The organism is Sediminibacterium sp. TEGAF015, assembly GCF_025997995.1.
Taxonomy (GTDB): domain Bacteria; phylum Bacteroidota; class Bacteroidia; order Chitinophagales; family Chitinophagaceae; genus Sediminibacterium.
Genome location: NZ_AP026683.1, coordinates 227,266 through 254,192 on the forward strand (window position 1 = coordinate 227,266; position 26,927 = coordinate 254,192).

The 26,927-nt window shown below is 38.9% G+C and carries 21 protein-coding genes; 16 read left to right on the forward strand and 5 right to left on the reverse strand.

What is annotated here, in order from left to right:
* The 12 genes from TEGAF0_RS01025 to TEGAF0_RS01080 all read left to right on the forward strand — a co-directional run bounded on the left by TEGAF0_RS01025 (nt 1) and on the right by TEGAF0_RS01080 (nt 14,742).
* Nucleotides 1-1,284, forward strand: coding sequence for a glucose-1-phosphate adenylyltransferase (locus tag TEGAF0_RS01025; protein ID WP_264899326.1), 1,284 nt, complete (start codon nt 1-3; stop codon nt 1,282-1,284).
* A gap of 112 nt (nt 1,285-1,396) precedes the next feature.
* Nucleotides 1,397-2,728: an MFS transporter gene (locus TEGAF0_RS01030; protein ID WP_264899328.1), complete on the forward strand. Its 1,332-nt coding sequence runs from the start codon at nt 1,397-1,399 to the stop codon at nt 2,726-2,728.
* A gap of 3 nt (nt 2,729-2,731) precedes the next feature.
* Entirely contained in the window at nt 2,732-4,627 is a 1,896-nt protein-coding gene (locus tag TEGAF0_RS01035; protein ID WP_264899329.1) for an alpha-amylase family glycosyl hydrolase, read from the forward strand.
* Nucleotides 4,628-4,670: 43 nt separating this feature from the next.
* On the forward strand, nt 4,671-5,384 hold the full coding sequence (locus TEGAF0_RS01040; protein WP_264899330.1) for a Crp/Fnr family transcriptional regulator: 714 nt from the start codon (nt 4,671-4,673) through the stop codon (nt 5,382-5,384).
* A 93-nt stretch (nt 5,385-5,477) separates the two neighbouring features.
* Nucleotides 5,478-6,014 (forward strand): hypothetical protein, encoded by a 537-nt coding sequence (locus TEGAF0_RS01045; RefSeq protein ID WP_264899332.1) that lies wholly within the window; start codon nt 5,478-5,480, stop codon nt 6,012-6,014.
* A gap of 55 nt (nt 6,015-6,069) precedes the next feature.
* Nucleotides 6,070-8,496, forward strand: a complete 2,427-nt coding sequence (locus tag TEGAF0_RS01050) for a heavy metal translocating P-type ATPase (RefSeq protein ID WP_264899333.1) — start codon at nt 6,070-6,072, stop codon at nt 8,494-8,496.
* Nucleotides 8,493-8,654, forward strand: coding sequence for a cbb3-type cytochrome oxidase assembly protein CcoS (gene ccoS, locus TEGAF0_RS01055; protein WP_264899334.1), 162 nt, complete (start codon nt 8,493-8,495; stop codon nt 8,652-8,654). The genes TEGAF0_RS01050 and ccoS overlap by 4 nt, the downstream gene beginning before the upstream one ends.
* Nucleotides 8,655-8,660: 6 nt before the next feature.
* The gene (gene ccoN / locus TEGAF0_RS01060) at nt 8,661-10,796 is read left to right on the forward strand and encodes a cytochrome-c oxidase, cbb3-type subunit I (protein ID WP_264899335.1); all 2,136 of its coding nucleotides are present in this window, start codon (nt 8,661-8,663) and stop codon (nt 10,794-10,796) included.
* A gap of 186 nt (nt 10,797-10,982) precedes the next feature.
* A complete protein-coding gene (locus TEGAF0_RS01065; protein ID WP_264899337.1) occupies nt 10,983-12,182 on the forward strand; it encodes a cbb3-type cytochrome c oxidase N-terminal domain-containing protein in 1,200 nt (399 codons plus the stop codon).
* Between the two features lie 14 nt (nt 12,183-12,196).
* Complete coding sequence (ccoG, locus tag TEGAF0_RS01070) at nt 12,197-13,582, forward strand: cytochrome c oxidase accessory protein CcoG (protein WP_264899338.1); 1,386 nt, start codon at nt 12,197-12,199, stop codon at nt 13,580-13,582.
* 9 nt (nt 13,583-13,591) lie between these two features.
* On the forward strand, nt 13,592-14,029 hold the full coding sequence (locus TEGAF0_RS01075) for a FixH family protein (protein ID WP_264899339.1): 438 nt from the start codon (nt 13,592-13,594) through the stop codon (nt 14,027-14,029).
* 2 nt (nt 14,030-14,031) lie between these two features.
* Nucleotides 14,032-14,742, forward strand: coding sequence for a sulfite exporter TauE/SafE family protein (locus TEGAF0_RS01080; protein WP_264899340.1), 711 nt, complete (start codon nt 14,032-14,034; stop codon nt 14,740-14,742).
* 64 nt (nt 14,743-14,806) lie between these two features.
* Here the strand turns inward: TEGAF0_RS01080 and TEGAF0_RS01085 are convergent, their stop codons facing one another.
* Together TEGAF0_RS01085 and TEGAF0_RS01090 are read right to left on the reverse strand one after the other, a co-directional pair.
* Nucleotides 14,807-15,574 (reverse strand): GLPGLI family protein, encoded by a 768-nt coding sequence (locus TEGAF0_RS01085; protein WP_264899341.1) that lies wholly within the window; start codon nt 15,572-15,574, stop codon nt 14,807-14,809.
* Between the two features lies 1 nt (nt 15,575).
* Entirely contained in the window at nt 15,576-18,350 is a 2,775-nt protein-coding gene (locus TEGAF0_RS01090) for a TonB-dependent receptor (protein WP_264899343.1), read from the reverse strand.
* A 104-nt stretch (nt 18,351-18,454) separates the two neighbouring features.
* Here TEGAF0_RS01090 and glgB point away from each other — a divergent pair, with 104 nt between their 5' ends.
* The 3 genes from glgB (at nt 18,455) to TEGAF0_RS01105 (ending at nt 22,124) form a co-directional block, all read left to right on the forward strand.
* The gene (gene glgB, locus TEGAF0_RS01095; protein ID WP_264899345.1) at nt 18,455-20,458 is read left to right on the forward strand and encodes a 1,4-alpha-glucan branching protein GlgB; all 2,004 of its coding nucleotides are present in this window, start codon (nt 18,455-18,457) and stop codon (nt 20,456-20,458) included.
* Nucleotides 20,459-20,516: 58 nt separating this feature from the next.
* Nucleotides 20,517-21,170, forward strand: a complete 654-nt coding sequence (locus tag TEGAF0_RS01100; RefSeq protein ID WP_264899346.1) for a head GIN domain-containing protein — start codon at nt 20,517-20,519, stop codon at nt 21,168-21,170.
* Nucleotides 21,171-21,236: 66 nt separating this feature from the next.
* Nucleotides 21,237-22,124: a hypothetical protein gene (locus TEGAF0_RS01105; protein ID WP_264899348.1), complete on the forward strand. Its 888-nt coding sequence runs from the start codon at nt 21,237-21,239 to the stop codon at nt 22,122-22,124.
* A gap of 331 nt (nt 22,125-22,455) precedes the next feature.
* On the opposite strand, the gene TEGAF0_RS01110 is transcribed toward TEGAF0_RS01105, so the two are convergent.
* Nucleotides 22,456-23,619, reverse strand: a complete 1,164-nt coding sequence (locus TEGAF0_RS01110) for a sensor histidine kinase (protein ID WP_264899350.1) — start codon at nt 23,617-23,619, stop codon at nt 22,456-22,458.
* A 150-nt stretch (nt 23,620-23,769) separates the two neighbouring features.
* A complete protein-coding gene (locus TEGAF0_RS01115; protein ID WP_264899351.1) occupies nt 23,770-24,735 on the reverse strand; it encodes a hypothetical protein in 966 nt (321 codons plus the stop codon).
* Nucleotides 24,736-24,875: 140 nt separating this feature from the next.
* Here TEGAF0_RS01115 and holA point away from each other — a divergent pair, with 140 nt between their 5' ends.
* The gene (holA, locus tag TEGAF0_RS01120; RefSeq protein ID WP_264899352.1) at nt 24,876-25,877 is read left to right on the forward strand and encodes a DNA polymerase III subunit delta; all 1,002 of its coding nucleotides are present in this window, start codon (nt 24,876-24,878) and stop codon (nt 25,875-25,877) included.
* Nucleotides 25,878-25,907: 30 nt separating this feature from the next.
* On the opposite strand, the gene TEGAF0_RS01125 is transcribed toward holA, so the two are convergent.
* Nucleotides 25,908-26,840, reverse strand: a complete 933-nt coding sequence (locus tag TEGAF0_RS01125) for a bifunctional riboflavin kinase/FAD synthetase (RefSeq protein WP_264899354.1) — start codon at nt 26,838-26,840, stop codon at nt 25,908-25,910.
* Nucleotides 26,841-26,927 lie beyond the last annotated feature (87 nt).

Consider the following 26,927-nt stretch of genomic DNA (forward strand, 5'->3'; position numbering starts at 1 on the left):
ATGAGTACTTTATCCAAATCAGTTTTGGCTGTGATATTAGGCGGGGGAGCAGGTACCCGACTTTTCCCTTTAACTGCAAGTAGATCAAAACCAGCAGTACCTATTGCAGGTAAATACCGTTTGGTTGATATACCCATTAGCAACTGTATCAATAGTGGAATCAATCGCATGTTTGTTTTAACGCAGTTTAACTCTGCTTCATTAAATAAGCATATAAAAAACACGTATCATTTTAGTGCATTCAGCACTGGATTCGTTGATATTCTTGCAGCGGAGCAGACTCCCGATAACCCTGGATGGTTTCAGGGTACTGCAGATGCGGTAAGACAATCTTTGAGACATATTTCTAATTTAGAGTACGATTATATTCTGATTTTAAGTGGGGATCAATTGTACCAAATGGATTTTGGGGATATGATGAAAAATCATATTGATAGCCAAACCGATATTTCTATTGCAACCATTCCTGTAGACGATCGTGACGCTCCTGAATTTGGGATTTTAAAAACCAATGAGCAGAATGTGATCACTTCCTTTATTGAGAAACCCAAAAAAGATATTCTTCCAGAATGGGTAAGTGATACAGGTGCAGAAATGCAGAAGCAGGGAAGAAATTACCTGGCATCCATGGGTATCTATATTTTCAATAAAAAAATTCTCGATAAATTATTGAATGAAGCACATCCCAATGCTACCGATTTTGGTAAAGAAATTATTCCAGATTCCATTGAGAATTATAAAGTGTCTAGTTTCCAGTATGATGGCTATTGGACAGATATCGGAAATATTTATTCTTTCTATGAAGCGAACCTCGCCTTAACACAGGAAATACCTCCTTTCAATTTATTTGATAATACCAAAACAGTATACAGTCGTGCACGTATGTTGCCACCAGCCAAAATTAGTGGCACCACTTTAGAGAAAACCATTATTGCGGAAGGATCTATTATTCATGCCAGCCGAATTGAACAAAGCGTAGTAGGTATTCGTTCACGCATAGGACATGGCACCACCGTAGTGAGTACTTATATCATGGGTAATGACTATTATGAAACCATTGAAGAAATGGAATTGAACACTAGTAAAGGTCTGCCTAAAATTGGTATTGGAGAACGTTGTTATATCAAGGATGCGATTATAGATAAGAACTGTCGCATTGGTAACGATGTGCGTATCAATGGGGGTAGTCATTTGCCCAATACAGACCATCCTTTATATACCGTAAAAGACGGAATTGTGGTGGTAAAGAAGACCGCTATACTGCCGGATGGATTTGTGATTTAAGCATTTTTTATCTTAATATATTTTCATGGACATCCTCTTTATGGGGATGTATTTCTTTGTATATTGAGATGTGTATTCATTACACAATGTCAACTTATAAACAACGATTGCTATGTCTACTACCCCTAAAGCGGTACTGCCTAAACTTAGTTTCTGGCAGATCTGGAATATGTGCTTTGGTTTTTTCGGTATTCAGTTCGGCTGGAGTTTACAGATGGGGAATATGAGTGCCATTTATGAATACCTGGGTGCAAGTCCTGAACAGATTCCAGGTCTCTGGTTGGCTGCTCCTATGACAGGTTTGATTGTTCAACCAATTATTGGTTATATGAGTGATAGAACCTGGCACCCAAGGTTAGGAAGAAGAAGGCCCTATTTTTTAATTGGAGCAATACTTAGTTCACTTGCGCTGTTTATCATGCCCAATTCATCTGCAATATGGATGGCAGCAGGAGTATTGTGGATTTTGGATTCCTGTATCAATATTAGCATGGAGCCCTTTCGTGCATTTGTGGCAGATAATTTAGACGAGGAACAACAGCCAATGGGTTTTGCCATGCAAAGCATGTTTATAGGTCTTGCTTCTTTTATTGCCGGTTACTTACCTCAGAAGCTGGTGCAGTGGCTGGGCGTTTCCAGAGAAAAAACTGCCGGAGGTATTCCAGAAAACATCATGTACTCTTTTTACATTGGTGCAGCAGTTTTTCTACTGGCCGTTTTATATACGGTAATTAAGAGCAAAGAATATCCACCTGCGGATCCTGATTGGAAAAAGAAACTGGATGAGGAAGGAAAAGGGTTTATGGGTGGTGTGAAAGAAATTTTTAGTGCAGTAGCCAATATGCCAGACCAGATGAAGCGCCTTGCTTTGGTTAATTTTTTAACCTGGCCGGGATTGTTTCTCATGTGGTTTTATTACAGTACGGGAGTGGCCACAGATATATTTGGGGGGAGAACAACTGATGCAAGTGATTTATACACCCAGGGTTTAGAGTACGCCAATACCACTTCTGCCATTTTGAACTTGGTTACTTTTGGATTTTCATTCTCCTTGCCTTTTTGGGTGAATAAACTGGGAAAAAAATATACGCATTCTCTTTGTTTGGTGTTGGGAGGTATTGGATTGATTTCGGTTAAATATGTAACTGATCCTTCATTTCTTTATTTGTCCATGGGCTTAGTGGGAATTGCCTGGGCCTCTATTTTATCGATGCCTTATTCTATGTTGGCGGGTTGCATTCCTCCAGCTAAAATGGGGATTTACATGGGTATTTTTAACTTCTTTATTGTGCTGCCAGAAATTATTGCTTCCTTATTTTTTGGAGAAGTAATGGAAAATGTTTTGCATAATGATCGATTATTAGCAGTGCAAGTAGGAGGGGGATTATTATTGGCTGCTGCCATAGTATGTGCACTAGTGGTTAAAGAAAATAAAACGAAATAAAGCATGCGTAAGAAAATTAAAACTGCCATTGGGGGAATTCTTTTTGTTTTCTCTTTTATGCAATTGCAAGCCCAAACAAATGGCAACAACACCATTCAGTTGTTTCCTACGAATTGGTTTACTGGAATGAAATGGAATAAAGTGCAGCTGTTGGTGCGCAATACCAATGCTTCTTTTGACAATGTTTCTGTAACCACCCAATATCCTGGAGTAAGCATCACTAAACTTCATTCCTTCGAAAATAAAAAATACCTGGCGATTGATTTGACCATTCAGCCATCAGCCAAACCCGGCAAAGTGCAATTGCAATTGAATGGCGGCAGTTCTAAAACAAGTGTAACTTGGGAACTGAAGGCCCGCAGAAAAGGAATGGGCACTTCTTATGCCAACGGGGTTACGGCAAAGGATTTTATTTATTTATTGATGCCAGATAGATTTAGCAATGGGAATCCGGCCAATGATAAAGTAGTTGGTTATCATGATACAATTGTGAATAGGAAGGATCCTATCAAAAGACATGGTGGAGACTTGGAGGGAGTTGCCAATCAACTGGACTATCTAAAAGAATTGGGCGTAACTGCCATCTGGATGACACCTGTTATTGAAAATGATATGCCATTGCAAAGTGAGCAAGCTGGTATGATGGCAGGTTATCACGGATATTGGTTTACCAATCACTATGCCATTGATAAAAGACTAGGTGGAGAAAAAGCGTACAAGAATTTAATTGATGCTGCGCATGCAAAAGGAATTAAAATTATTCAAGACGCAGTGTATAATCATATAGGGAATGAGCATTGGATGTATAAGGATGCTCCTGATAAAGACTGGATTAATCAGTGGGCAACTTACACCAATACCAACCATCGCGACGAAGCCATATTTGATCCGATGGGTAATGCAACAGATAAGAAAGTGATGCTAGACGGATGGTTTGTGCCACACCTGCCTGATATCAATCAGCGTAATCCCTTTGTGTCAAACTATTTAATTCAACATGCATTGTGGACAGTGGAAGAGTTTGGTATTGACGGTTGGCGGGTAGACACCTACAAATACTGCGATGAGGCTTTCATGAATAAAGTGAACACTGCTTTGGAAAAAGATTTCCCAACCATCAGCATTTTTGGTGAAGCGGTGGCTAATACCGTAGCAGGAAGTGCCTACTTCACCAGGAATAATATGAATGCAGCTTTTAAACACAATGCACCTGGAACAACCGATTTCCCCTTGAGTTATGCCATGATGGATGCGCTGAATCAACCTTTTGGCTGGACGCAAGGAGTGAATAAATTGTATATGACTTTGTCACAGGATTTATTGTATCAGGCTCCTGAAAAGAACTGTATTTTTCTCGACAACCACGATATGGAAAGATTTGTTTCCATGATAGGGGAAGACATGAACAAATACAAAATGGGCATGAATCTCTTGTTTACCTTAAGAGGTATCCCTCAATTGTATTATGGTACTGAATTGTGGATGAAAAATTTTAAAGATCCCAATGATGGAATGGTCCGTCTGGATTTTCCTGGCGGGTTCCCGAATGACCTGAGCAAGCACCCACTTGCCGGCGGTCTTACTCCCACCGAAAACGCTGCCTATCAGTATGTGAAAGCCCTGGCCAATTTCCGAAAGAAAAATACGGCTTTGCAAACAGGCAAAATGATGCAGTATTTGCCAAAAGATGGCTTATATGTTTATTTCAGGTATGATGAAAATTCAACAATAATGGTGGTATTGAATGCTTCCTCCAAATCGAACACACTGGAATGGAAGCAGTATACGGAAAAAACCAAAGGATTTAGTCAGGCATATGATGTATTATCAGGCGAAATGTTGACAGATAAGAAGTTATTGGCTCCCATGGAATCCAGGGTAGTTTTATTATCAAAATAAAACCAATATGTTTAACTTTGTTTAAAGCAATACCTCGGTAGTAATGAAGAATAACGGATCCATTGAAACAGGTTGTTTACATTGTAATGTTCGTTTAAGCTCTGTTTTCAATGTTTTGGATACGGAACAAACGCAGGAACTCTGTTCACATAAATCTTGCGCTGTTTACAAGAAAGGTCAGTATGTATTTACCGAGAATGGACTTCCTAATGGACTGTTTTGCATTAACAGTGGTAAAATAAAGTTAACCACTACCGGTTATGATGGTAAGGAGCAAATATTGCGCCTAGTAAAGTCGGGAGATATTTTGGGCTATCGTGCCTTGCTTTCCAACGAACGCTATCACTGTTCAGCAGTTACACTGGAAGATGCTTCCATCTGCATAATTGATAAAAAATACTTTTTTGATGCACTGGCGTCATCTCCTAAACTCATGTTTGAAGTAGTAAAGAAGATGAGTCAAGATCTTAAAGTTGCGGAAGACCATATTGTTTCGCTTTCACAGAAAAATGTAAGAGAGCGAATGGCGGAAGCCCTCTTGTTTTTGAAAGCTACCTATGGATTTGAGGAGGACAATCAAACGCTGAATGTGAGTTTGAGCAGGGAAGAAATTGCCGATTATGTGGGAACATCCACTGAATCTTGTATCAGGCTATTGTCCGAGTTTAACACCGACAAGCTGATTCAGTTAAAAGGAAAGAAAATTAGCATTCTTAATTTACAAAAGCTTATCCAGACAGCCAATATTGAGGACTAAACAGATTTTATGATTTTAATCATATTTCTGCATTTCAAATCTCATTGAATTCGTGACTTTACAGTGACAATTTTGTAGGGTAAAAAATTACCCATGTGTAAACATGCAGACCAGACTGCCGAATTCATTGCTCACCTTTTAGATAATGTATACCCTTGTCTGGAATTGAAAATTCAGAATGCCATTCATTGCCCTTATCTAAAAGAGTTTGATGCAGAAGCTACGTCCTATCTCCAAGAGCTGATGCAACAGATAAAAAATGATTTTAGTTCATTGGTAACCTGTGAGCAAAAACTGGTTTTCCCTTCGGTGATGAAAGTATTCAATGCAAATTCTGCCAAGGAAGTTCCCATTCCCAACTTGTTTGATATGATGCAACTAACTAGGAGCAAAGAGCATAAAATCATGGCTCAGGTGAATTCGCTGACCAGTCTTCTTTCTACCAATACCTGGAATAAAGCAGCGATAAAACAACATGATTTAGCCAATGCTTTTAATGAAAGCTTTGTAAAGGAAAAATACAAGTGGAACAAAATGATTGAAGACAGATTAAATGCCTGCAGTTGTTTTAGATCGAATATATACAAAGGGCTAGGTCTGAATCCACATGACAAGTCGGTAAATAATTAAAAATTTCGTTTATATAATTCAAAAAATTAAGTAACTTTTAACAACCTTTTACCTCATGTTGAATAAGACCTTAGAATCCACCAAATGCTTTCACTGCGGTGACGCTTGTGTTGGTGAGCCTGTGGTTTTTGACGACAAATCTTTTTGCTGTAAAGGGTGTAGCTCTGTGTATCAGATTCTGAATAAAAGCAATCTTTGCGAGTATTACAATCTGCACGATGCTTCTGGTGTAAAAATGAGTGAAGCAAGTGACCCTAAAAAGTTTGCTTTTCTCGACAATCCACAAATTGCAGCCAATTATATTGTTTTTTCGAAGCCAGCCCAGATTGCTGTACAATTCTATTTGCCTCAGATTCATTGCAGTTCCTGCATCTGGTTATTGGAAAATTTGCAGAAAGTACACGAGGGTATCTATTTTTCAACCGTTCATTTTCCAACCAAAGAATTAACGGTGTATCTGGATCCTGAAAAAATTAGTATCCGGGCTACAGCTGAGTTGTTGGCGTCGGTTGGATATGAACCCTATATTACATTAAACGATGGTCAGGAAGCCAAACGCGAACAGAAAATAGTAGCCCGAACAGCCATGATTAAAATTGGTATTGCCGGATTCTGCTTTGCGAATATTATGATGTTGAGCTTTCCTGAATATTTAGGATTGGAAACCATTACAAGGGATGGATTGAATGCCAATGTATTCCGTTATGTAAATCTTTTACTGGCTTTACCCGTTTTATTGTACAGCGGCGCTGAATTTTTTATCAATTCTGTGTTTAGCTTCAAACAAAGAAGACTGAATATAGACGCGCCCATTGCCTTAGCTCTTGCAGTAACTTTTGGTAGAAGTGTCTATGAAATATTATCAGGAACTGGGGGAGGATATTTAGACAGTATGTCTGGCATTATCTTCTTTATGTTATTAGGAAGATCATTCCAGACCAAAACATTTGCAGATCTCTCTTTCAACAGAGATTTTACTTCCTATTTTCCCGTAGCTGTTTGTTTGCTGGATAAAGAAGGAAATGAAACTTTTGTACCTGTTCAGGAAGTAAAACCAGATGATACGATCCGAATCCGCAACAACGAAGTCATACCTGTAGATGGTATGCATATTAAAGGTAAAGCTGAAATTGATTACAGTTTTGTTACTGGAGAAAATGAACCTGTTACATTGGCTATCGGAGATTTAATTTACGCTGGAGGTAAGCAAATGACAGGGGCGATAGATGTATTGGTAGTAAAGCCGTTTTCTCAAAATAGTTTTACCAAGCTTTGGAATAATGACGCCTTTAAAAAGTCGGATAAAAACGATTATTCTTTTACTACCGTTATCAGCAATTATTTTTCTGTAGTTGTGTTATCAGTAGCATTCAGCAGTTTTATTTTCTGGTATGGTACTAATTTAGATTATGCCTGGCAGTCTATGACAGCCGTATTAATTGTTGCTTGTCCCTGTGCTTTATTAATCACAGCAACTTTTACTGAAGGATTTGTACTTAATATTTTCAGCAAGCATGGTTTGTTCTTAAAAAATGCGCTGGTATTGCAGAATATTGCCAAAATTAATCAGGTAGTATTTGATAAAACAGGCACACTCACTTATCCTCATGCATCTACTGTACAGTATGAAGGGAAGCCTTTGAATGCTCTAGATAAGGAAGTAATTGGTGCGATGGCTGCTCAGTCGATGCATCCGCTTAGTAAAGCCATTGCTAAAGAATTAAGTGCTGGTCAAAGACTGATTGCTCATATAAAAGAAGTTCCTGGTGCGGGTATTGAAGCCTGGGAAAATGAAACGCATTACAAATTAGGTTCTGCTGTTTTTGTAGGTAAGGCACATGAAGATGCGAATGGATCTGAAGTCTGGGTATCAGTAGATGGTTCAGTACTCGGAAAATTTGTGATTCAAAATGTATTGCGTGCACATGTAGAAAGACTTATTCAGGAACTGCCTTACCCAGTTACGGTATTAAGCGGTGATAACAATAGATCCGAAGCATATTTAAAACAGCATTTGCAAAGATCGGTTCAGTATTTATTTAATCAGACACCACAGGAAAAGCTTCAGTACATTGATTATCTGAGAAAAGCCGGGAAGGAAGTAATGATGGTAGGGGATGGATTAAATGATGCAGGAGCTTTGAGTAAAAGCAATGTTGGTATTGCGGTTGTAGATAACACCATACAGTTTTCTCCTGCCAGCGATGCTATTATGTTATCTGAAAAATTACCATTGCTGGATCAATATATCCGCGCAGCCAAATGGTCAAAAAATCTCATAAAAACCACTTTTATTATTTCGACTTTATACAATGTAGTTGGCTTGTATTTTTCTGTAACAGCACAGATGTCTCCATTGGTGGCTGCTATTTTAATGCCTTCCAGCACTTTCACTATTGTAATGACTACTATGCTGGGCTCTGCCTTGATAGAGAAATTGTGTTTTCAACCTATTCTGAATCCTAAAAATGTAAAAGCATGAGTATAATTATAATGTTATTAATCATCAGTTTACTGGTAGCAACTGGATTTTTGATTGCTTTTGTCTGGGGTTCAAAAACAGGACAATTTGATGATTCTTTTACGCCCGCTAATAAAATATTTTTTGATCAAACCCATCAACCAACAGAGAATAAATAAACAACCATGCAGTTAGAAAAATTCACTTACGACAATTCCATCGTCCGGAAATTTGCTTTTGCCACTGTTCTGTGGGCATTAGTAGGGATGCTGGTAGGGGTAATCATTGCTTTTCAGCTTGCTTATCCTGCACTTAATTTAGGTATTTCATTAACCAGTTTTGGTAGATTAAGACCGCTCCACACGAATGCAGTCATTTTTGCATTTGTAGGTAATGGTATTTACACCGGGGTATATTATATGATGCCTCGTTTGCTAAAAACCAGTATGTGGAGTAAGTCACTCGGTAATCTTCATTTCTGGAGCTGGCAGTTAATAATAGTGGCTGCTGCTATCACTTTGCCATTGGGTTTAACACAGGGCAAGGAATATGCAGAATTAATTTGGCCTATTGATATTGCCATCACCCTGGTTTGGGTAATTTTTGGTATCAATATGTTTGCTACCATCTTAACCAGAAGAGAGCGACATCTATATGTGGCCATTTGGTTTATTATTGGTACCTGGGTTACCGTTGCTTTGTTGCATATTGTGAACTCATTTGCTTTGCCTACTTCACTTACTCATAGCTATAGTTGGTATGCAGGTGTGCAGGATGCATTGGTTCAATGGTGGTATGGTCACAATGCTGTAGCATTCTTCCTTACAACCCCAATGTTGGGTATTATGTATTATTTTATTCCCAAAGCTGCAGGAAGACCAGTTTACTCTTATAAATGGAGTATCATTCACTTCTGGGCTTTGATATTCATTTATATCTGGGCAGGTCCTCACCACTTGTTATATACTGCTTTGCCTGATTGGGCTCAATCACTAGGAGTAGTGTTCAGCGTGATGCTGATTTTACCAAGTTGGGGAGGTATGTTAAATGGTATTTTCACTTTAAGAGGTGCTTGGGATAAAGTAAAAGAAGATCCCATTTTAAAAATGTTTGTAGTGGCGCTTACCTGTTATGGTATGAGTACGTTTGAAGGACCTATGTTGTCATTGAAGAATGTAAACGGTATTGCGCACTATACTGATTGGGTAGTTGCACACGTTCACGTTGGTGCACTCGGTTGGAACGGATTTCTGATTTTCGGTATGTTATATTGGTTAGTGCCACGTTTATACAATACCAAATTGTATTCTGTTAAAATGGCCAATACCCATTTCTTAATTGGTACTGTAGGTATTCTGTTGTATGCCATTCCTATGTATTGGGCAGCTATATCTCAGGCCTTAATGTGGAAACAGTTTACTCCCGAAGGACAGTTGAAGTTCCAGTTCCTGGAAACTGTTACCCGTATCATTCCTATGTATATTGTAAGAGGAATTGGCGGAACCATTTATTTAACTGGTGCAGTTCTGATGGTAATCAACTTAGTAAAAACCGTTAAAGCTGGTTCATTTATTGGTGAAGAAACAGGCGAAGCTCCTGCGTTGGCATCACAGCCTTTACCAGCTGGAAAAGTTTACTGGCATTCTATCATCGAAAGAAGACCTGTACAAATGCTAGTGATGAGTTTGATTGTAGTATCTATTGGTGGTGCCATTGAAATTATCCCAACATTTATTGTGAAGGAAAATGTACCTACTATCAGTACTGTTAAGCCATATACTCCACTTGAATTACAGGGAAGAGATATTTATATCAGAGAAGGTTGCTACACTTGTCACTCTCAAATGGTACGACCTTTCAGAGATGAAGTAGCACGTTACGGTGATTATTCTAAAGCCGGTGAATCTGTATATGATCATCCTTTCCAGTGGGGTAGTAAGCGAACTGGTCCGGATTTGGCACGCTTGTCTAATAAATACCCGAATAGCTGGCATTACCGTCATATGAATGATCCAGAAGAAATTTCACAGGGATCTATCATGCCACCATATCCATGGTTATTAGATAATGATTTAGATATCAGTACTACACCTGGAAAAATCAGAGCCATGCAAACTTTGGGTGTACCTTATCCTGAAGGATACGATCAGAAAGCAAACAGTGATTTGAAAATGCAGGCGGATGAAATTGCTGCAGATTTGAAAGCAAATAACATTAAGGCAAATAGTGGAAAAGAAATTATCGCATTGATTGCTTATTTGCAAAGATTGGGTGCCGATTTGAAAAAAGCACCTGCAGCAGAAATCAAAAACTTACACTAAAATTCATTTGTATGAAATTTAAAAATTATGTAACAAGCATTGATAACGTTAATATATATCCAATGATATCATTGGTCATATTTACTGTTTTCTTTGCGGTAGTTACCTGGTATGTTTTTTCTGCTAACAAAGAAAAAATGGAAAAGAATAGTCAAATACCAATCAATGACTGATAAAAATAATTTTATGTTTACCACAATCACTTATAATCAAAATTACAAAGCCATCATTCAAAGAATGTTGCTGCTTTTGCTGGCTATGCTGGCTGCAAATATTATCTGGGCACAGGATGCTGCTGCTGCACCTGCTGCTCCCAAGGATGTCTTTTATGATTCCACGGTTGCCTATGTATTACTAACCGTAATTGGCTTACTCGCTATTGTAATTTACATGCTGGGTAATGTGTTTGTATTGGCCATTAAAAATAAAATGGACCAGGAAAAGCATTCCGAAGCTGGCAAAGCTGCTGCACTTACTGTTCTAATGGTAATGGTTTCTGCTGGTTCCTTGTTTGCACAAGCAAATAATGTGCCTGCCGGAACACCAACTGTAGTTTCAGAAACCATTGTTCAGTTGCTGGCATTTATTGTTGCCATTGAAATGATCATCATTATTTATTTTGCCAATGGTATACGATCATTTTTAAAGAAAGAAGCAGCCACCAAAGCGTCTATTGCTATCGATGGAAGTTCAGCAGAAACTGTGAAAGAAAAAGTTTCTTGGTTTGATCGTCTGTACAACAGAAATACTGCTGAAGATGTTGCCCGTTTGGATTTAGGCCATGATTATGATGGTATTAAAGAGCTGGATAATGAAGTTCCTGTATGGTGGAGATGGGGATTTGCGATCAGCCTTTTATTTGGTGTAGTTTATTTATATCAATATCATATTGCTGAAACCAAACCCTTGCAACAACAAGAGTTAACCATGGATATGGAAAAAGCGGCAACAGAACAAGCGGCTTATCTTGAAAAATCAGCCAACAACGTAGATGAAAATACGGTTAAAATGTTAGCTGCTGATGATATTGCAAAGGGTAAGGAATTATTTATCAAGCCAGGTGCCTGTGCAACCTGTCATGCAGAAAACGGAAGTGGCATCGTGAACGGTGCACCAGGTATAGGACCTAACCTAACAGATGATTACTGGTTGCATAAGGGCGACATTAAAGGAATTTTCTATTCCATCAAATATGGCTGGCCAGAAAAAGGGATGAAGAGCTGGAAAGATGATTATTCTCCCATTCAGATTGCTCAAATTGCAAGCTATGTGAAGTCTTTGCAGGGAACCAATCCTCAACCTGCTAAAGAGAAACAGGGTGAATTGTTTGTAGAACAAGGAGCCGCCGCTCCTGCAGATTCTACTTCTGCACCTGCTATGAAATAATATTAAGATTGATTATGAGTGAGCCGAACCAACCCGATTTTCGAAGTTTACATTCAACTGTAAATAGTAAAGGGAAAAGAAACTGGATATATGCATTGCAACCCAAGGGGAAGTTTTACCAATACAGAACTTATTTAAGCTATGTATATGTAATATTATTCTTCACCATGCCTTTTATGCGCATTGATGGGAACCCCTTATTTCAGTTCAATATACCTCAGGGAGAATTCACGTTTTTCGGCTCACTCTTTACTCCACAGGATTTTATCATGTTTGGCCTAGGCATGATCATCTTCATCCTGTTTGTAGTCATTTTTACTTTGATTTATGGACGTTTTTTTTGTGGCTGGATTTGTCCACAGACCATTTTCATGGAAATGATTTTCCGTAAAATAGAATACCTGATTGAAGGAGATGGAAATAAGCAAAAAATCAACAATGGCAAAAAGTGGACAACTGAAATGTATGTCAGAAAAACGATTAAGCATATTGTTTTTCTCTTGCTAAGTTTTACTATTTCCAATACTTTTCTGGCTTATATCATTGGAACAGATCAACTGTTTAAAATCATTACGGATCCTGTTTCGCAACATATCGGAGGATTTATTGCCATCGTATTCTTTACCCTAGTTTTTTATACTGTATATGCGTTCGTTCGCGAAATTGTGTGTACGGTTATTTGCCCTTATGGTAGACTGCAAGGGGTTTTGCTAGACAAGAATTCTATTGTGGTTGCGTATAACTATTTACGCGGAGAGCCTCGGAATAAAAAGAAAGCAACAGAAGGGGCGGGTGATTGTATTGATTGTGGCATGTGCGTGAATGTATGTCCTACCAATATTGATATCAGAAATGGTACACAGCTGGAGTGTATCAATTGTACTGCCTGTATTGATGCCTGCAATATGATGATGAAGAAGGTGAACAGACCCGAAAATCTGATTACTTATGCTTCCGAAAACCAGATTGCATCCGGCAAGAAATTTGAATTCACTTATCGTATCAAGGCCTATTCTGGTGTGCTGGCGGTTTTGATTGTTTTACTGGGTATATTAATTGTTACCCGCACCACATTTGATGCCACTATTTTGCGTGTGCCTGGGCAGGGGATGCAGGAAAATAAAGATGGTACCATTAGTAATTTATTCAGAATTAAAGTAACCAATAAGAGCAACCTTGACCTTCCTTATGCATTGGTGCCGAGCAATCCGGATGTAAAAATTGAAAGAATCGGGCATAAGCTGGATACGCTGAAAGGAAGACAGCTAGCTGAGGAAACCTTCTTTATTAAAGTAGACACCAGTAAGATTGAGAAGCGAAAGGAAGAGTATGAAATAAAGCTGATGAGTGGCGATAAGCTGATTGCCACAAAAAAAGCTATTTTTATCAGCGACTATTAAATTAAGCAAATGAATTGGGGCTATAGAATTGTATTGGCATTTGGAGCCGGAGTGGCATTTATCTTATTTCTTGTATGGAAAACCATGCAGGTAGATATTGAAATGGTAGAGACCAACTACTACGAGAAAGAAATGGCTTTTAATGGGAAAATGCAAGCTACCGCAAATGCCAATGCGCTACCACAAAAGATAGCAGTTAACAAGAAAGAAGGGAAAATAATCGTGACAGTTGATTCTTCTCTTACAGCAGCCATCACTACGGGAGAAATTCATTTTTACAACCCTGCTTCAGAAAAATCTGATAAGAAAATGGCATTGCCTACCTCGAATCATGGGGTGTATATTTTTTCTGCAGCACAATTCAATAAAGGCAAATACATTGCCAAAATAAGTTTTACGAGTGCAGGTAAAAATTACTATGCAGAGGAAGTGATCTTTATTCCTTAATTATGGAAGTGCTTCTACTATCTGGATTCGTATTGGGTTTCGCTGGAAGCGTCCATTGCGTGGGTATGTGTGGTCCTTTGGCCCTTTCCTTGCCCTTTCAACATTTTAGGGGCTGGCAAAAAGCACTAGCCATAGGAGGGTATCATTTCGGAAGAATAAGCAGTTATATGATCATAGGGATTATAGCTGGTGTTTTTGGAAGAGGTCTAAACTGGTTTGGACTTACCCAGATTCTTTCCATCGTCTTGGGATCCTTTATTGTTTTATCTGTACTATTACCCAGACTCTTTACGAAATTGAATTTGTCTTTTTTGAATGGTTTCAAACGATGGCAGATTACAACCATGCAGCAAATGCTGCAAAAGCGGTCAGCTTTCTCCATGTATTTCTTCGGGGTATTGAACGGATTCCTTCCTTGTGGCTTGGTTTACACGGCAGTCGCTGCTTCATTGGTGGCACATACCATTACTGAGTCGATCCTTTTCATGGGAAGTTTTGGGTTAGGGACCGTACCTGCAATGCTGCTGATTGTAATTGCTGCACAATCTTTAACATCTGAATTTAGACTGCAAATCAGGAGATGGATTCCAGTACTTTCCTTGATTGTCGGCATCCTTTTGATACTGCGAGGCTTGAATTTAGATATCCCTTTTGTAAGCCCGTATTTGCACAAAGCTATTCATGGCGCGGATGCTATAGAATGTGGACACTAAGACAATCCAGTATTCTTGTACATACTTGTTCTTCAACATTCAAATGAAGCAGGATTGTTTCGCCTTATAATTGTGCCATCCAGATTCTGCTAGCCCCTTCCTTGCCCCAGTCTTTCATGCCTTTTTGTAGTTCAGCGGTCAACTGTGTTCTATTTATTGCTTTCCCTTTTTGTTTTGGATTGAGTTCATTGTTAGTAGGTTCTGTTAATTCAACTTTGGTGGCAAACCAAGTGGTATACAATCTGGGAATAGCAAGCCCCAAAATCATTCCAGGCAATCCCCCAAAACTTTCCGGACCTGCGCTTACTGGAATCTGGTCTGTATAAAAAGCCACTACTACTACAGAATCGCAAATTCGGGTTACTGCTTTTCTACATTCAAAGCCCGCTATTTCTCTGGTCTCATCCGCAATTTTCCATTCCCAGGTTCTGCTACTGTCTTTGATGAGATAAGTGTTTTCAAATACTTCTTTCTGCGTAACGGAAGTGCCTTGCTTTAAATCTTGCAAAGTAGCATCCGTATCAACTGGTTTTCCTCCCCAAAGCAAGTAACGGTTGTTGGGATTCTCTTTGGCTAATTTGTAAACCGATTTATTGCTGTTGAATTTGATTTCATAGGTATCAGTAACAAATTTTGGAAAAACTTTTAATCTTTCTGCATTCCAGATATTCTCAGCTTCGTCAAGAAGTGGTGCATGCTGATTGGTTTTCTTTTCAAATTCAATTTTACCAGACTGAATAAATTGAACTTGAGCGAAAAGTGCATGGCTGAAAAGGGATAGGGAAAGAATGAGTAAAAATCCCATTTTGTTGTATAGCGTTATATTTTTCATATTAGAATCCTTGTGCGGGTTTACCGTTTTTACTAAAATTCCATACCAGTGAGAATAATGCATATCGCTGGATGGTTTGGTTGGTACTTTCTGTAATAAAGTTGCTGGAAGCATTTCTGTTGATGCCTAAGTTCTGATTGAAAATATCATTCACATAAATCTTGGCTTCCCACTGATCGTTTTTACTAATTACTTTACGAATGGTGGTATTGAGCAGGTAAACATTTCGCTGATCGGCAAATACTGCTGTCTTTTGATAAATATTAGCTTCCAACCCCAAATCGATATAGGTTTTTATTTTCTTGAATTTCAATTGCATATTTCCATAGGCATTGTAGCTCCAGAATTTAGTAGCTACATCGGGTCGGATAGAAGTGGTAGAATTGTTTTGATTGGCATTTCCTGAAATCCAGAAATTAAACCATTTGTCGCCCCAATAAGACAACTGAACACTGTATTGCATGGCTTTATTCTTGGTGATATTGTCAATGCCATTCACACGATTGGCAAACTGGTTGATTCTGGGGCTAATGTCAAAATTAAAGTTGAGGGAAGGCACTATGTCAAAACCAAAACCTGCCCTTGCATTAAAACTATAGTTGCCATCTACATTGATTGCCTGATTGATTCTTCTACCAGCGCTATCCACAAAACTAGCATTGGAAATGGCATTGTCGGTTCTGGAATAATTCATACTAAAGCTCATGCTTCTGCTTTTAAGTACTTTATAATCTGAAGCGCCCATGCTAAATCGATGATTAAAGGATTGTCTAAGATTGGGGTTCCCAATAGTCAGGTTCAACGGATCAATATTGTCGATAATGGGTTGGATTTGCGATAAGCTTGGATTTTGTGTAGATCCATTGTAGTTAAAATAAAATCTTCTTTGTTGTTTGGGATTGTAATTCAAGCTAACGGCCGGAATGAAATTATTGAACACTACATTACGGTCTGTATTCTTAAACAGGTCTTTCAATCGGTAATTCACCTGGCCAATCCCTGATCCAAAAGAAAAATTTAGTTTTTTTACTGCATAACGGAAGCTCAGGTCTCCTGTATGTCCGGTAGTATTAAAAATAAAGTGATTGCTCAAGGTATCAACCAAATTATCGTATTTATTATTTACCGTGTTTTTAGCCAATGTGTTTCTTTCCGCATCGTTTCTGCTTACGTTTAAACGATAATTGAAAATCATGAATGTATTTTTCCAAAGGGGTTCAGTATAATTGACCGTTGAGTTAATTGTGGTTACCAATTGTTTATTTATTTTCTGTTGGTCTACCAGATCTCTTCTTACCGTATTCCCTAAAGCATCATAGAACTGGTTGTCTGCCAATAGGAAACCATTGTCGGCTCTATCATTATAACTGATATCATTATTCCAAGAAAAGCTTCTTCCTGTTTTCTTAAATCTTTTGCGATATAATACAGTTGCATTTAGGGTTTTATTTTCATCCGTTACAGAAGTTTTTCGATTGCTTTGATTCAATAAAATGCTATCGCTGTTGATGGTTCTGCCAAAATAATCAGACGCACTGCTTCCATTTACAATAGCCCCTCTAGCCGTAACTTTTAAAGAGCTGGTGGAATCAATCTGCCATTCATAAATACTTGTCAGTTTATTTCTTTTTCTACTGCTTACCTGATTTTGAACACTCGTACTAATTAAATCGGCCCCTGGTAGAATGTTTTGGGTTTTATTGGTATTAATGCCTCTTACATCCAACTGATTAAACTGATAGGTATTGTTGGAATTGTGTTTGTCTTTGTTCCATTTATTGCTAAAATGCAATCCTGCAGTGGTAGAAGTTGGGAAACCGCGACCCCAACTAAATTCATCCCCGAAAGATGAAATCATCATGCCTCCGTCTTCTGTAATTTCAGTAGTGGTATTGGCGTCTCCACCATAATTTCGGTTCTCATCCCAATTCAAAGCTTCGTATTTGGTATTGTCTGTTGTTAGATAACCAGAAATTTTTCTTTTTCCTTTGAAGGCATTGGCCAAAGCTTTGCCTGTTGCGTATTTATCAAAATCGCCACCACCTTCTAACTTTCCGAAGTACCCCTTTTTCTTGTCTTCTTTTAGAGTAAGGTTTAGCGTTTTAATTTTTTGACCATCGTCAATACCCGTAAAAACAGCCTGGTCGCTTTTTTTGTCGAAGGATTGTACTTTATCAACTGCGTCTGCCCTTAAATTTTTAGTTACAACAGCCGGGTCATCGCTAAAAAATTCTTCTCCGTCTACCAATACCTTTTGAACGCGCTCTCCCTGTGCCGTAATTTCTCCTTTACTATTAACTTGTATGCCAGGTAATTTACGTAAGAGTTCCTGCACGTCTGCATTTGGGCTCACTCTAAAACTATCTGCTTTGTACTCGGTTGTATCGCCCTTCACTTTAATGGCACTTACTGTTTGTCTTACAATTACTTCCTGTAACAGTGTGGCTTTGGTAATCACAGGTACTTTGCCTAAGTCGGTTACTGATCCCCCCGTAACCGAAATCATGTCTACATAATCGGCATAAGTAGGATAGGAGACCATCACGATATATTTACCTGCAGCTAGGTTAGGCAAATTAAATTGACCTTCTTTGGAACTACGAGTATACTTTACCAGAACAGAATCTTTGGCTCTTAATACAGCAACTACTGCATTCGATAAATTTTGTTTGTTGAGGGTGTCGGTAATCGTTCCTTTAATGGATCCGGATTCTTGAGAAAGCCCTTGCGAGATGGTTGCTAATAAAAACAAAACCACCATGGTTAGTTTGGTCATAAATGCAGTTAATTCGTCTTTAGATGAATTTTGTTGTAAATTCCATAAAACTTATGACAGAAATTTTCCATTCATCATATATTTCTGTTAAATAATTTTATCATATGTCTGAACCAATAAAGCCAACTAAAGGAACTAGTACTAAACAGAAAGTTGTAAAGGATACCCCAAAAAAATTTGAAGAAATACATTTTGTTGATACACAGCAGGCGGTTTGGAATTATTCTTTGTTTACAGAAGCGGATGTTCGAAATTTTCAGCAGGGAACGCACTACCAACTTTACAATTACTTTGGCAATAAGCAATTAGAAGTGCTGGGTGTAAGAGGAACTTATTTTGCAGTATGGGCACCCAATGCTACTTATATTTCGGTAACGGGCTATTTTAATAATTGGGACAAAACAAGTCATCCTTTAAAAGTACGATTAGACAATTCAGGTATTTGGGAAGGATTTATTCCAGGTATTCAAGAAGGGGAAGCTTACAAATACCATATTCACGGATTCAATGGAATCAAACTAGACAAGGGCGATCCATTTGCCCATTATTGGGAGAAGCGACCTTTTACTGCTTCTATTACCTGGCAAACCGATTATGAATGGAAGGATCAGGAATGGATGAAGCACCGAAAAAAACACAATTCACTCAAGAGTCCTTACAGTGTGTATGAAGTGCACCTAGCCAGCTGGATGCGTCCAGATAAAAATGATGAAGAGTCATATAATACCTATGAGCAGATAGCAGAAAGATTGGTGCCGTATGTAAAAGAAATGGGATTCACGCATGTTGAGTTTATGCCTGTAATGGAGCATCCTTTTGATGGAAGCTGGGGCTATCAGGGCACTGGCTACTTTGCGCCCACTTCACGATTTGGATCCCCGCAGGGATATGCATACTTAGTAGATGCTTTTCATCAGGCCGGTATTGGGGTGATTTTAGATTGGGTGCCTTCGCACTTCCCTTATGATGCACATGGTTTGTTCATGTTCGACGGGACGCATACGTATGAATATGCTGATATGCGCAAAGGGTATCATCCGGATTGGAACTCTTATATATTTAATTATAAGCGCGGTGAAGTAAAATCATTTTTAATTAGTAGTGCCCGATTCTGGTGCGATCAGTTTCATACGGATGGATTAAGAGTTGACGCGGTGAGTTCCATGCTGCGCCTGGATTACAGCCGCAGTGAAGGCCAGTGGGAGCCGAATGAATACGGTGGAAACGGCAACCTTGAAGCCATTGCTTTTATTAAAGATCTGAATGAAACCCTTTACAGAGACTTTCCAGATATTCAAACCATTGCTGAAGAAGCAACAGACTGGCCCAAAATCAGTAAGCCTACATTTGAAGGTGGACTTGGCTTTGGCATGAAATGGATGATGGGATGGATGCACGATACCCTGGACTATTTTAAAATGGATCCCATCTTCAGGCAGTTTCATCAGGATAAATTTTCTTTCAGCATGATGTATTTCTATGATGAGAATTTCATGCTACCACTGAGTCATGATGAAGTAGTGCACGGCAAGAGTCCGATGATTTATAAAATGCCTGGTGACGAGTGGCAGAAGTTTGCCAATCTTCGTATTCTCTATACTTATATGTTTACGCATCCGGGTGCCAAGCTCTTGTTTATGGGGAATGAATTTGGGGCTACCAATGAATGGAATTATAAATCGGAATTGCAGTGGGAATTACTCCAACATGTTAGCCATGGCGGTATGAAATATTGTGTGCAACAATTGAATCAATTGTACAAATCAGAACCCGCATTATATGAAAAGCAATTTGAACCAGGAGGTTTTGAATGGGTGGATCTGAACCACCGCAGTGATTCGGTGATGGTATATAAGCGAAAAGGTAAAAAAGAGAAAGACGATGTGCTGGTAATATTGAACGTGACCCCAGTGGTTCGTCACGACTGGGAGATTTATGTTCACGGAAAGGGAAAGTGGACAGAAATCTTCAATAGCGATAGCAAGGAATTCTGGGGAACAGGCGACGTGTTTAATCCCTCTATACAAAGTAAATTGGTAGACAAGCCTTCCAAGTGTTATCAGCTGAAAGTGCATTTGCCGGCATTAGGAGCGGTTGTACTGCGATAAGGAATGATGAACGGTAGTAACTTTTTTTCCGGGCGTTCGTTTCATAGAAAAATCGTTTATGAAAAAAATACTATTCTTATTGTCATTCACTTTTGCGGGCTTGGCTGTAATGGCACAAAAAACTGTGAATGAACCTCATGTTGAAAAAAGAAGCGTAAAGTCTTTTCACGCTGTAGAAGTTTCTTCCGGCATCAAATTGATTTTAACGCAGGGCGATAAGGAAGAGCTGGCGGTTGCGGCAGGAGACCCGGCTTATCTTGAATACATTGAAACCACTGTGAAAGATGGGGTATTGAAAATTACCCGTAACCAGGATTGGCAGTTCTGGAAACAATGGAAGAACTGGAAAGTAACGGTTTATCTTTCATTCAAAGACCTGAATAAAATCAACGCCAGCAGTGGTGCCTTGGTTTCTGGTACCAACCTTGACTTTGATAAATTAACGGTTCGTATGAGCAGTGGTGCGCTGGCTGAACTATCTGGCAAAGCGGATGATATTAGTGTAGATGCCAGTAGTGGCGCCATGTTCAAAGGCTATGAATTGTCTGCTAAAACTTGTGATGCTGAAAGCTCCAGTGGTGGCTCTGTACAGGTGCAAGTGTCCAAAGAAATGATTGCCCGTGCCAGCAGTGGTGGATCTATTCGTTACAAAGGCGAAGGCAATATCAGAGATATTAAAGTGGGGAGTGGGGGATCGGTGAAGAGACTGTAGCCATTCATGAAATAAATGACCAGTTTCATGAAGTTATATAGGGGTTATGTGAAAAATTTATATTTCTTGAAATTCGCTGAAATTAAGTTTGAAAAAATAATTTTTATGCTATTTATCAAACAAATTTCAAAATCTCTCTGTTTCTTATTTTTTTTTGGATTAATCTTCTCATGTAAAAAGAGTGACTTGGTGAAAATTGACCAATCCGACGAGATTTCAAGTGCTCAATTTAAGCTAACACACAAAAAGATTAATGAAGCAAAAATTGCCTTAAATCAATGGCGAACTTTAGCATTACAAAATATTGCATTAGGACGTTATTCAAATGTGTTGAAGTCTTACTCCACTAATGAACCCTCAGTTGTAAATTCATTAGTGGCCGACCCAAATTTTGTAAATTTGTTATACCATTCGGTATATGGAAATTTAAGCTTATATGATGAGTATGCTGGCTCAATGAATACTACTTCATTTAATCAGTTCATTAGCGCAGCATATCAAGTAAATGCAAGCTTAGAAAATATTTTTGAACAAAACGGACAATCTTCAGATCCATTTATTGCTAATATGTCACTTGTGCTTGCGGACGCTGCATTGATAAATTACAATAATACTGATTTCAATCAGCTTTCTCAACAAGCTCAAATTGAAGTAGTTCGTAATGCTATCGATTTTTATTTTCAAAATGACCCAACTATTGGGACCCCACCATCTGGGATACAATTAACAAATGTTTATTTAAATGAAATCTCTTCATGTTTGTTTGATGCTGTAGGCGGTATGCTAATTGGTAATTATAAAATAATCCGTGATATTTATGGTGCACTTACAGGTTCTCCAATGGGATATGCATTTGTTTATAATATGGCTGGTCGAATTTTAAAGCAGGCATTTAATAATGCAGGAGGATGGGTTGGAATCTCAATAAGTTTTGCTTGGTGTATGGTTTTTTAAATTTTTTTTACCATGAAAAAAACTAGAGAGTCAGTTCAAGTAATTCTTGTGATTTTTTGCTTTATTATTTTCAAGCGAACAAATAACCTTGCTTTACAGTTAACTCTATTCATAATTCTAAACTCGATTATAGTTCAAGAATTTTTACATATTTATAATAATGAAAGAAACTCTGAAAAAAATGAAGAAAATAGGTTGAATAAAGTTTTGCCAAAATGGCGATTAGCAGTCATTTTATTTTTACAGTTTTTCATTATTCTAACCATATATTACTTGTCAACCATTTTATTGAAAAGTTTTCTTAATTATAAAATTTCAAGATAAAAATCACCTAATTTGCTAAAGGGAGCTGTATGCAGAATACAGTTCCCTTATTTAGTTCACTGGATTGTACAAATAAGTCTCCCTTGTGGTATTGTTCAATGATGCGTTTGCTCAAAGACAAACCAATTCCCCAGCCTCTTTTTTTAGTGGTGAAACCCGGTTGAAAAACTTTTTTCCATTGGTTATGCGGAATGCCTTTGCCACTGTCTTTTACACAAATCTCTAATTGCCAGTTGTCCTGTTTCATGTCAATTTCAATGCTGCCTTTTCCATCCATTGCATCCAGTGCATTTTTGAGTAAATTTTCAATGACCCAATCAAATAAAGTAGGGGAGAGCAGACATTCTGTGTTAACAGCATTGCCTCCGTTCAGCTGAAACTGCACCTGATCGCTACTTCTTTTTTTCATGTATTCCATCACCATTTGCACCCTTTCATACGGCTTACATAATTCTGTTTTCGGGGTGCTGCCTATCTTGCCGAAGCGATCGGTAATCAGTTGCAGGCGATTCACATCTTTGGCTATTTCAGCTGCAATGCTTTTACTGTCTTCTTTTTCTTTCAGAATTTCCAGCCACCCTTCCAGACTGCTTACAGGTGTGCCCAACTGATGTGCCGTTTCCTTGGCCATGGATGCCCATAATTGGTTCTGTCCGCTTTTGTGACGGGTTCTTAAAGAGTAAATTACAATCCACACAAACATGATTACTAGCATCAATTGTACAATTGGATACCATTGGGCTTCTCTGAATAGTTTACTCTGTCCGTAATAGTAACGGATGCTGGTACTATCTGCGGCTTTCAGTTTTACTTCTATGGGTGTTTTGCTGTAGCGTTTAAAAACAGCCAGTTGTTTCTGTAAATATTGTGGGTCTTCTTTAACAGCAGAAGAATCAAGGTTTACATAGTTACCGGTGGGCTGGTCTTTGTCATCGGTTTCGATGATGGGGATGGTTGTGTTCTCTGTAATAATTTTTGCAGCCAGATTCAACGATACCGTATCAGTTGCATTGAGTATGGTTCTTTCGGCTTCTACCCAGGCTTCCACCGCCAGTCTTTCTTTACCCGCTATTTGCTGTGCAATGTATTGGGAATACACAATGGTTCCACTTACAATGGCAATGGCCATCATAAAGAGCATATTGGTAAAGTTGAAACCCTTATTAAACATGCTACTAAAATAAGCTTTTGGTTGGGTTATAGTTTTCTCGGGGTAAAAATGATAAGACTTTACGGGACTAGACTTGTCCTAAAAAAAGAAACCGCCTCAAAAATGAGGCGGCTCTTTCACGATTGCTTGCTAAACTAACTAACTGTATGATTAACTAAATAATCCACCTTTCTTCAGGGTTTTAACGCCCTGACCTATCTTAAATCCGTTATTATAAATTTCAATTTTGTAATCGCCTTCTTTGTACGCATCTTTTTGCTTCCAGTCAAAACTTACCGGGATGGCTTTGTTCTGCTCATAGTTGACAGATACTTTGCTGGTATAAGGACGGCTGCCTTCTTCTCTGGTATTAAAGTTGGCGCCTTCAGTTATTACTTTTCCATCAGGAGCAGTTACCACTACATAGAATTCTTTGGTACCGGAAGGCGTAATTCTGTTTTCATCAATCACAAATGAGATTCTGATTAAATCGGCACGCTTTGCGGTTGTGGTTTCTTTTTCCTTGCCTGAACCTTTGATATTGATGGCATTGATGCCTATTCTGGAAGCATGTAAGGTAGATGCTACATCAACTTTATCTTCCAATTGCTTCTTTTCGTTCTTGGTTGTGTTTAATGTAGACTCCAGGTTTTGCTTATCGGCAGTCAACTGCGTTTTTTCTGTATTCAATTGTTCGTTTGCATTGGTCAATTGCAGATTTTCACCTTTTAATTTTTCAATTTCAGCAAACAGGCCATCAATCTTTCCGTTCAATTCGCCAATCATTTGCTTGGCTTCTGCCAGTTCCTTTTCAGTTGCGTTACGCTTCTTTAATATGGAACTGATATTGCCTTTTAATTTCTGGATATCTGCATTTCTCTCGGCCAAATCTCCCTGTAATTCAAGGTTATCTTTGGTTAAAGAATCCGCTTTAGCAGAAACATTCATGAACTCCTGCTGGATGGCCAGTCTTGCGCTATCTACATTGCTGATCTTGGTTTCCAATCCCTGGATGGTTTCCTTAGTCTGGCTTTTATCATAGAAAATATAGCCCCAGGTTAATACCAATGCGGCAATTAATATCCCATAAATGGTCTTGCGATTATCTGGTGCTGCACCATTGTTTACTGTACTCATAGTCTCGATTTTTAAATTTTTGATTGCTTCTCGACCTCTATTTTCCAAAACCGTGCCAAAATTGAAAAAGCCTCGAAAATTGTGTACAAAAAAGGGGATTGTGATATGGAAAATCCTTTGGGGTTCAGCATCTTTGCGCCATGTCTGCGGAGAAAATTTTATCGGATTGGAAGAATAATAGCTTTAAACCTGTGTACTGGCTGGAGGGTGAAGAAGCTTATTTTATTGATGTTCTGGTAGATTATGCCGAGAAAAAATTGTTGTCTCCGGCTGAGGCAGAATTTAATCTGAGTGTTTTCTACGGGAAAGATGCTGATTGGGCGGATGTTGTGAATGCCTGTAAGCGCTATCCCATGTTTGGAGATAAACAAGTGGTTATTTTGAAAGAGGCACAGCAGATGAAAGACCTGGAAAAGCTTATCGGCTATATTGAGCAACCCCTGTCTTCTACGATTTTTGTAGTCAGCCATAAAGAAAAGAAAGTAGATGGGAGGGGGAAACTGGCTGCTGCTTTAAAAAAGACCAAAGCCGAAGTACTTACCACCAAAAAATTATACGATAATCAGCTTCCAGATTGGGCGGGTCAGATGATAAAAAATCATGGGCTTTCAATCTCGCCAAAGGCATTGGCCATGCTGGTAGACCATATTGGTAACGATTTGAGCAGGATTGAAAATGAAATTGAAAAGCTCATGCTCAATATGGGCACGCGAAAATCCATTGCGGAAGAAGACGTGGAAAATTTTATTGGGGTGAGCAAGGAATTCAATGCCTTTGAATTGCAGGCGGCGGTGGCACAGAAAGACCTGGCTAAATCGATTCGGATTATTCAATATTTTGAATCCAACCCCAAAGCTGGTCCTATTCAATTGATATTGCCCTCTATCTATAATTTCTTTAGTAAACTCTACGTGCTCTTGGCTTTGCCGGACAAGAATGAGTCCGCTGCTGCGGCGGCGCTGGGTGTTTCTCCGTTTTTTGTGAAAGAGTATTACGCCGCCGCGCGCAAGTATGATTTTGCAGCAGTTGAGAAAGTTCTCTTACTATTACACGAATACAATTTACGCAGCTTGGGCGTACACAATGGTTCCGCCAATGATGCGGGTCTCATGAAAGAATTGGTAGTAAAAATTATGGCATAAACCGATTCCGCGCTTCGCGCGGCATCTCAATTAAGATGCAAACGCAGCCATTGCCTGATTTCTGTCGGCGTTCAACTGCGACTTTAATTCTTCCAGTCCATTGAATTTGACTTCGCCGCGAAGAAATTTTTCTATGCGGATGATAAGTTGTTGCCCGTAAATGTCTCTGTTGAAATCAAAAATATTCACTTCAATCACGCGCTTCTTTCCGTCTACGGTTGGTCTCACGCCAATATTCATCATGCCAGTAAAGGATTCTGAGCCCAGTTGAATTTTCACAGCATACACACCATTCGCAGGGATCAGTTTTTCTTCGCTGCTGATATGCAGATTGGCTGTTGGGAAGCCAATGGTTCTTCCGATTTTATTTCCTTCTACTACCAGCCCTTCAAAGAAATAGGAATAGCCTAAGAAATGATTGGCCGTAGCAATATCATTATTCAATAAAGCTTCTCTGATACGGGTAGAGCTAATCACAACCTGATTCAGCATTTCTTCTGAAATTTCTTTCACTTCAAATCCCAGTTCGCGGCCATATTTTTCTAGCAAGTGATAATCCCCCGTTCTGCCTTTTCCAAAACGATGATCGTAACCAATAATGATAACGCTGGGTTTGAAATAGCGGTATAAAAAGTTTTGTACATATTCGTCCGCTGATTGATTCGAAAACTGATGATCAAAAGGAATCACTACCAGATTATCAATACCAGCTTTTTCCAATAAAGCAGTTTTTTCCTCAAGGGTATTAATCAGTTTAATATCTCCCGGAACAGAAGAAACAATTTTACGCGGGTGGGGGTGGAAAGTAATGATAACGGTTTCACCATTCACACGGGCTGCTTCCGATTTCATTTGCTGCAATATCTGCTGATGTCCCTGATGAACTCCGTCAAATGTGCCAATGGTAATCACCGCGTTCCTGAACGCGGGCAAGTCGTTTGCCAATTCACGAAATACCTTCATAATCGGCGCAAAAGTACGGAGTCCCCGCCAAAGTTCCTGCCGGTAAGATACCTCGTTTTTGTACCTTTGCCCCCATTCCATACTTTC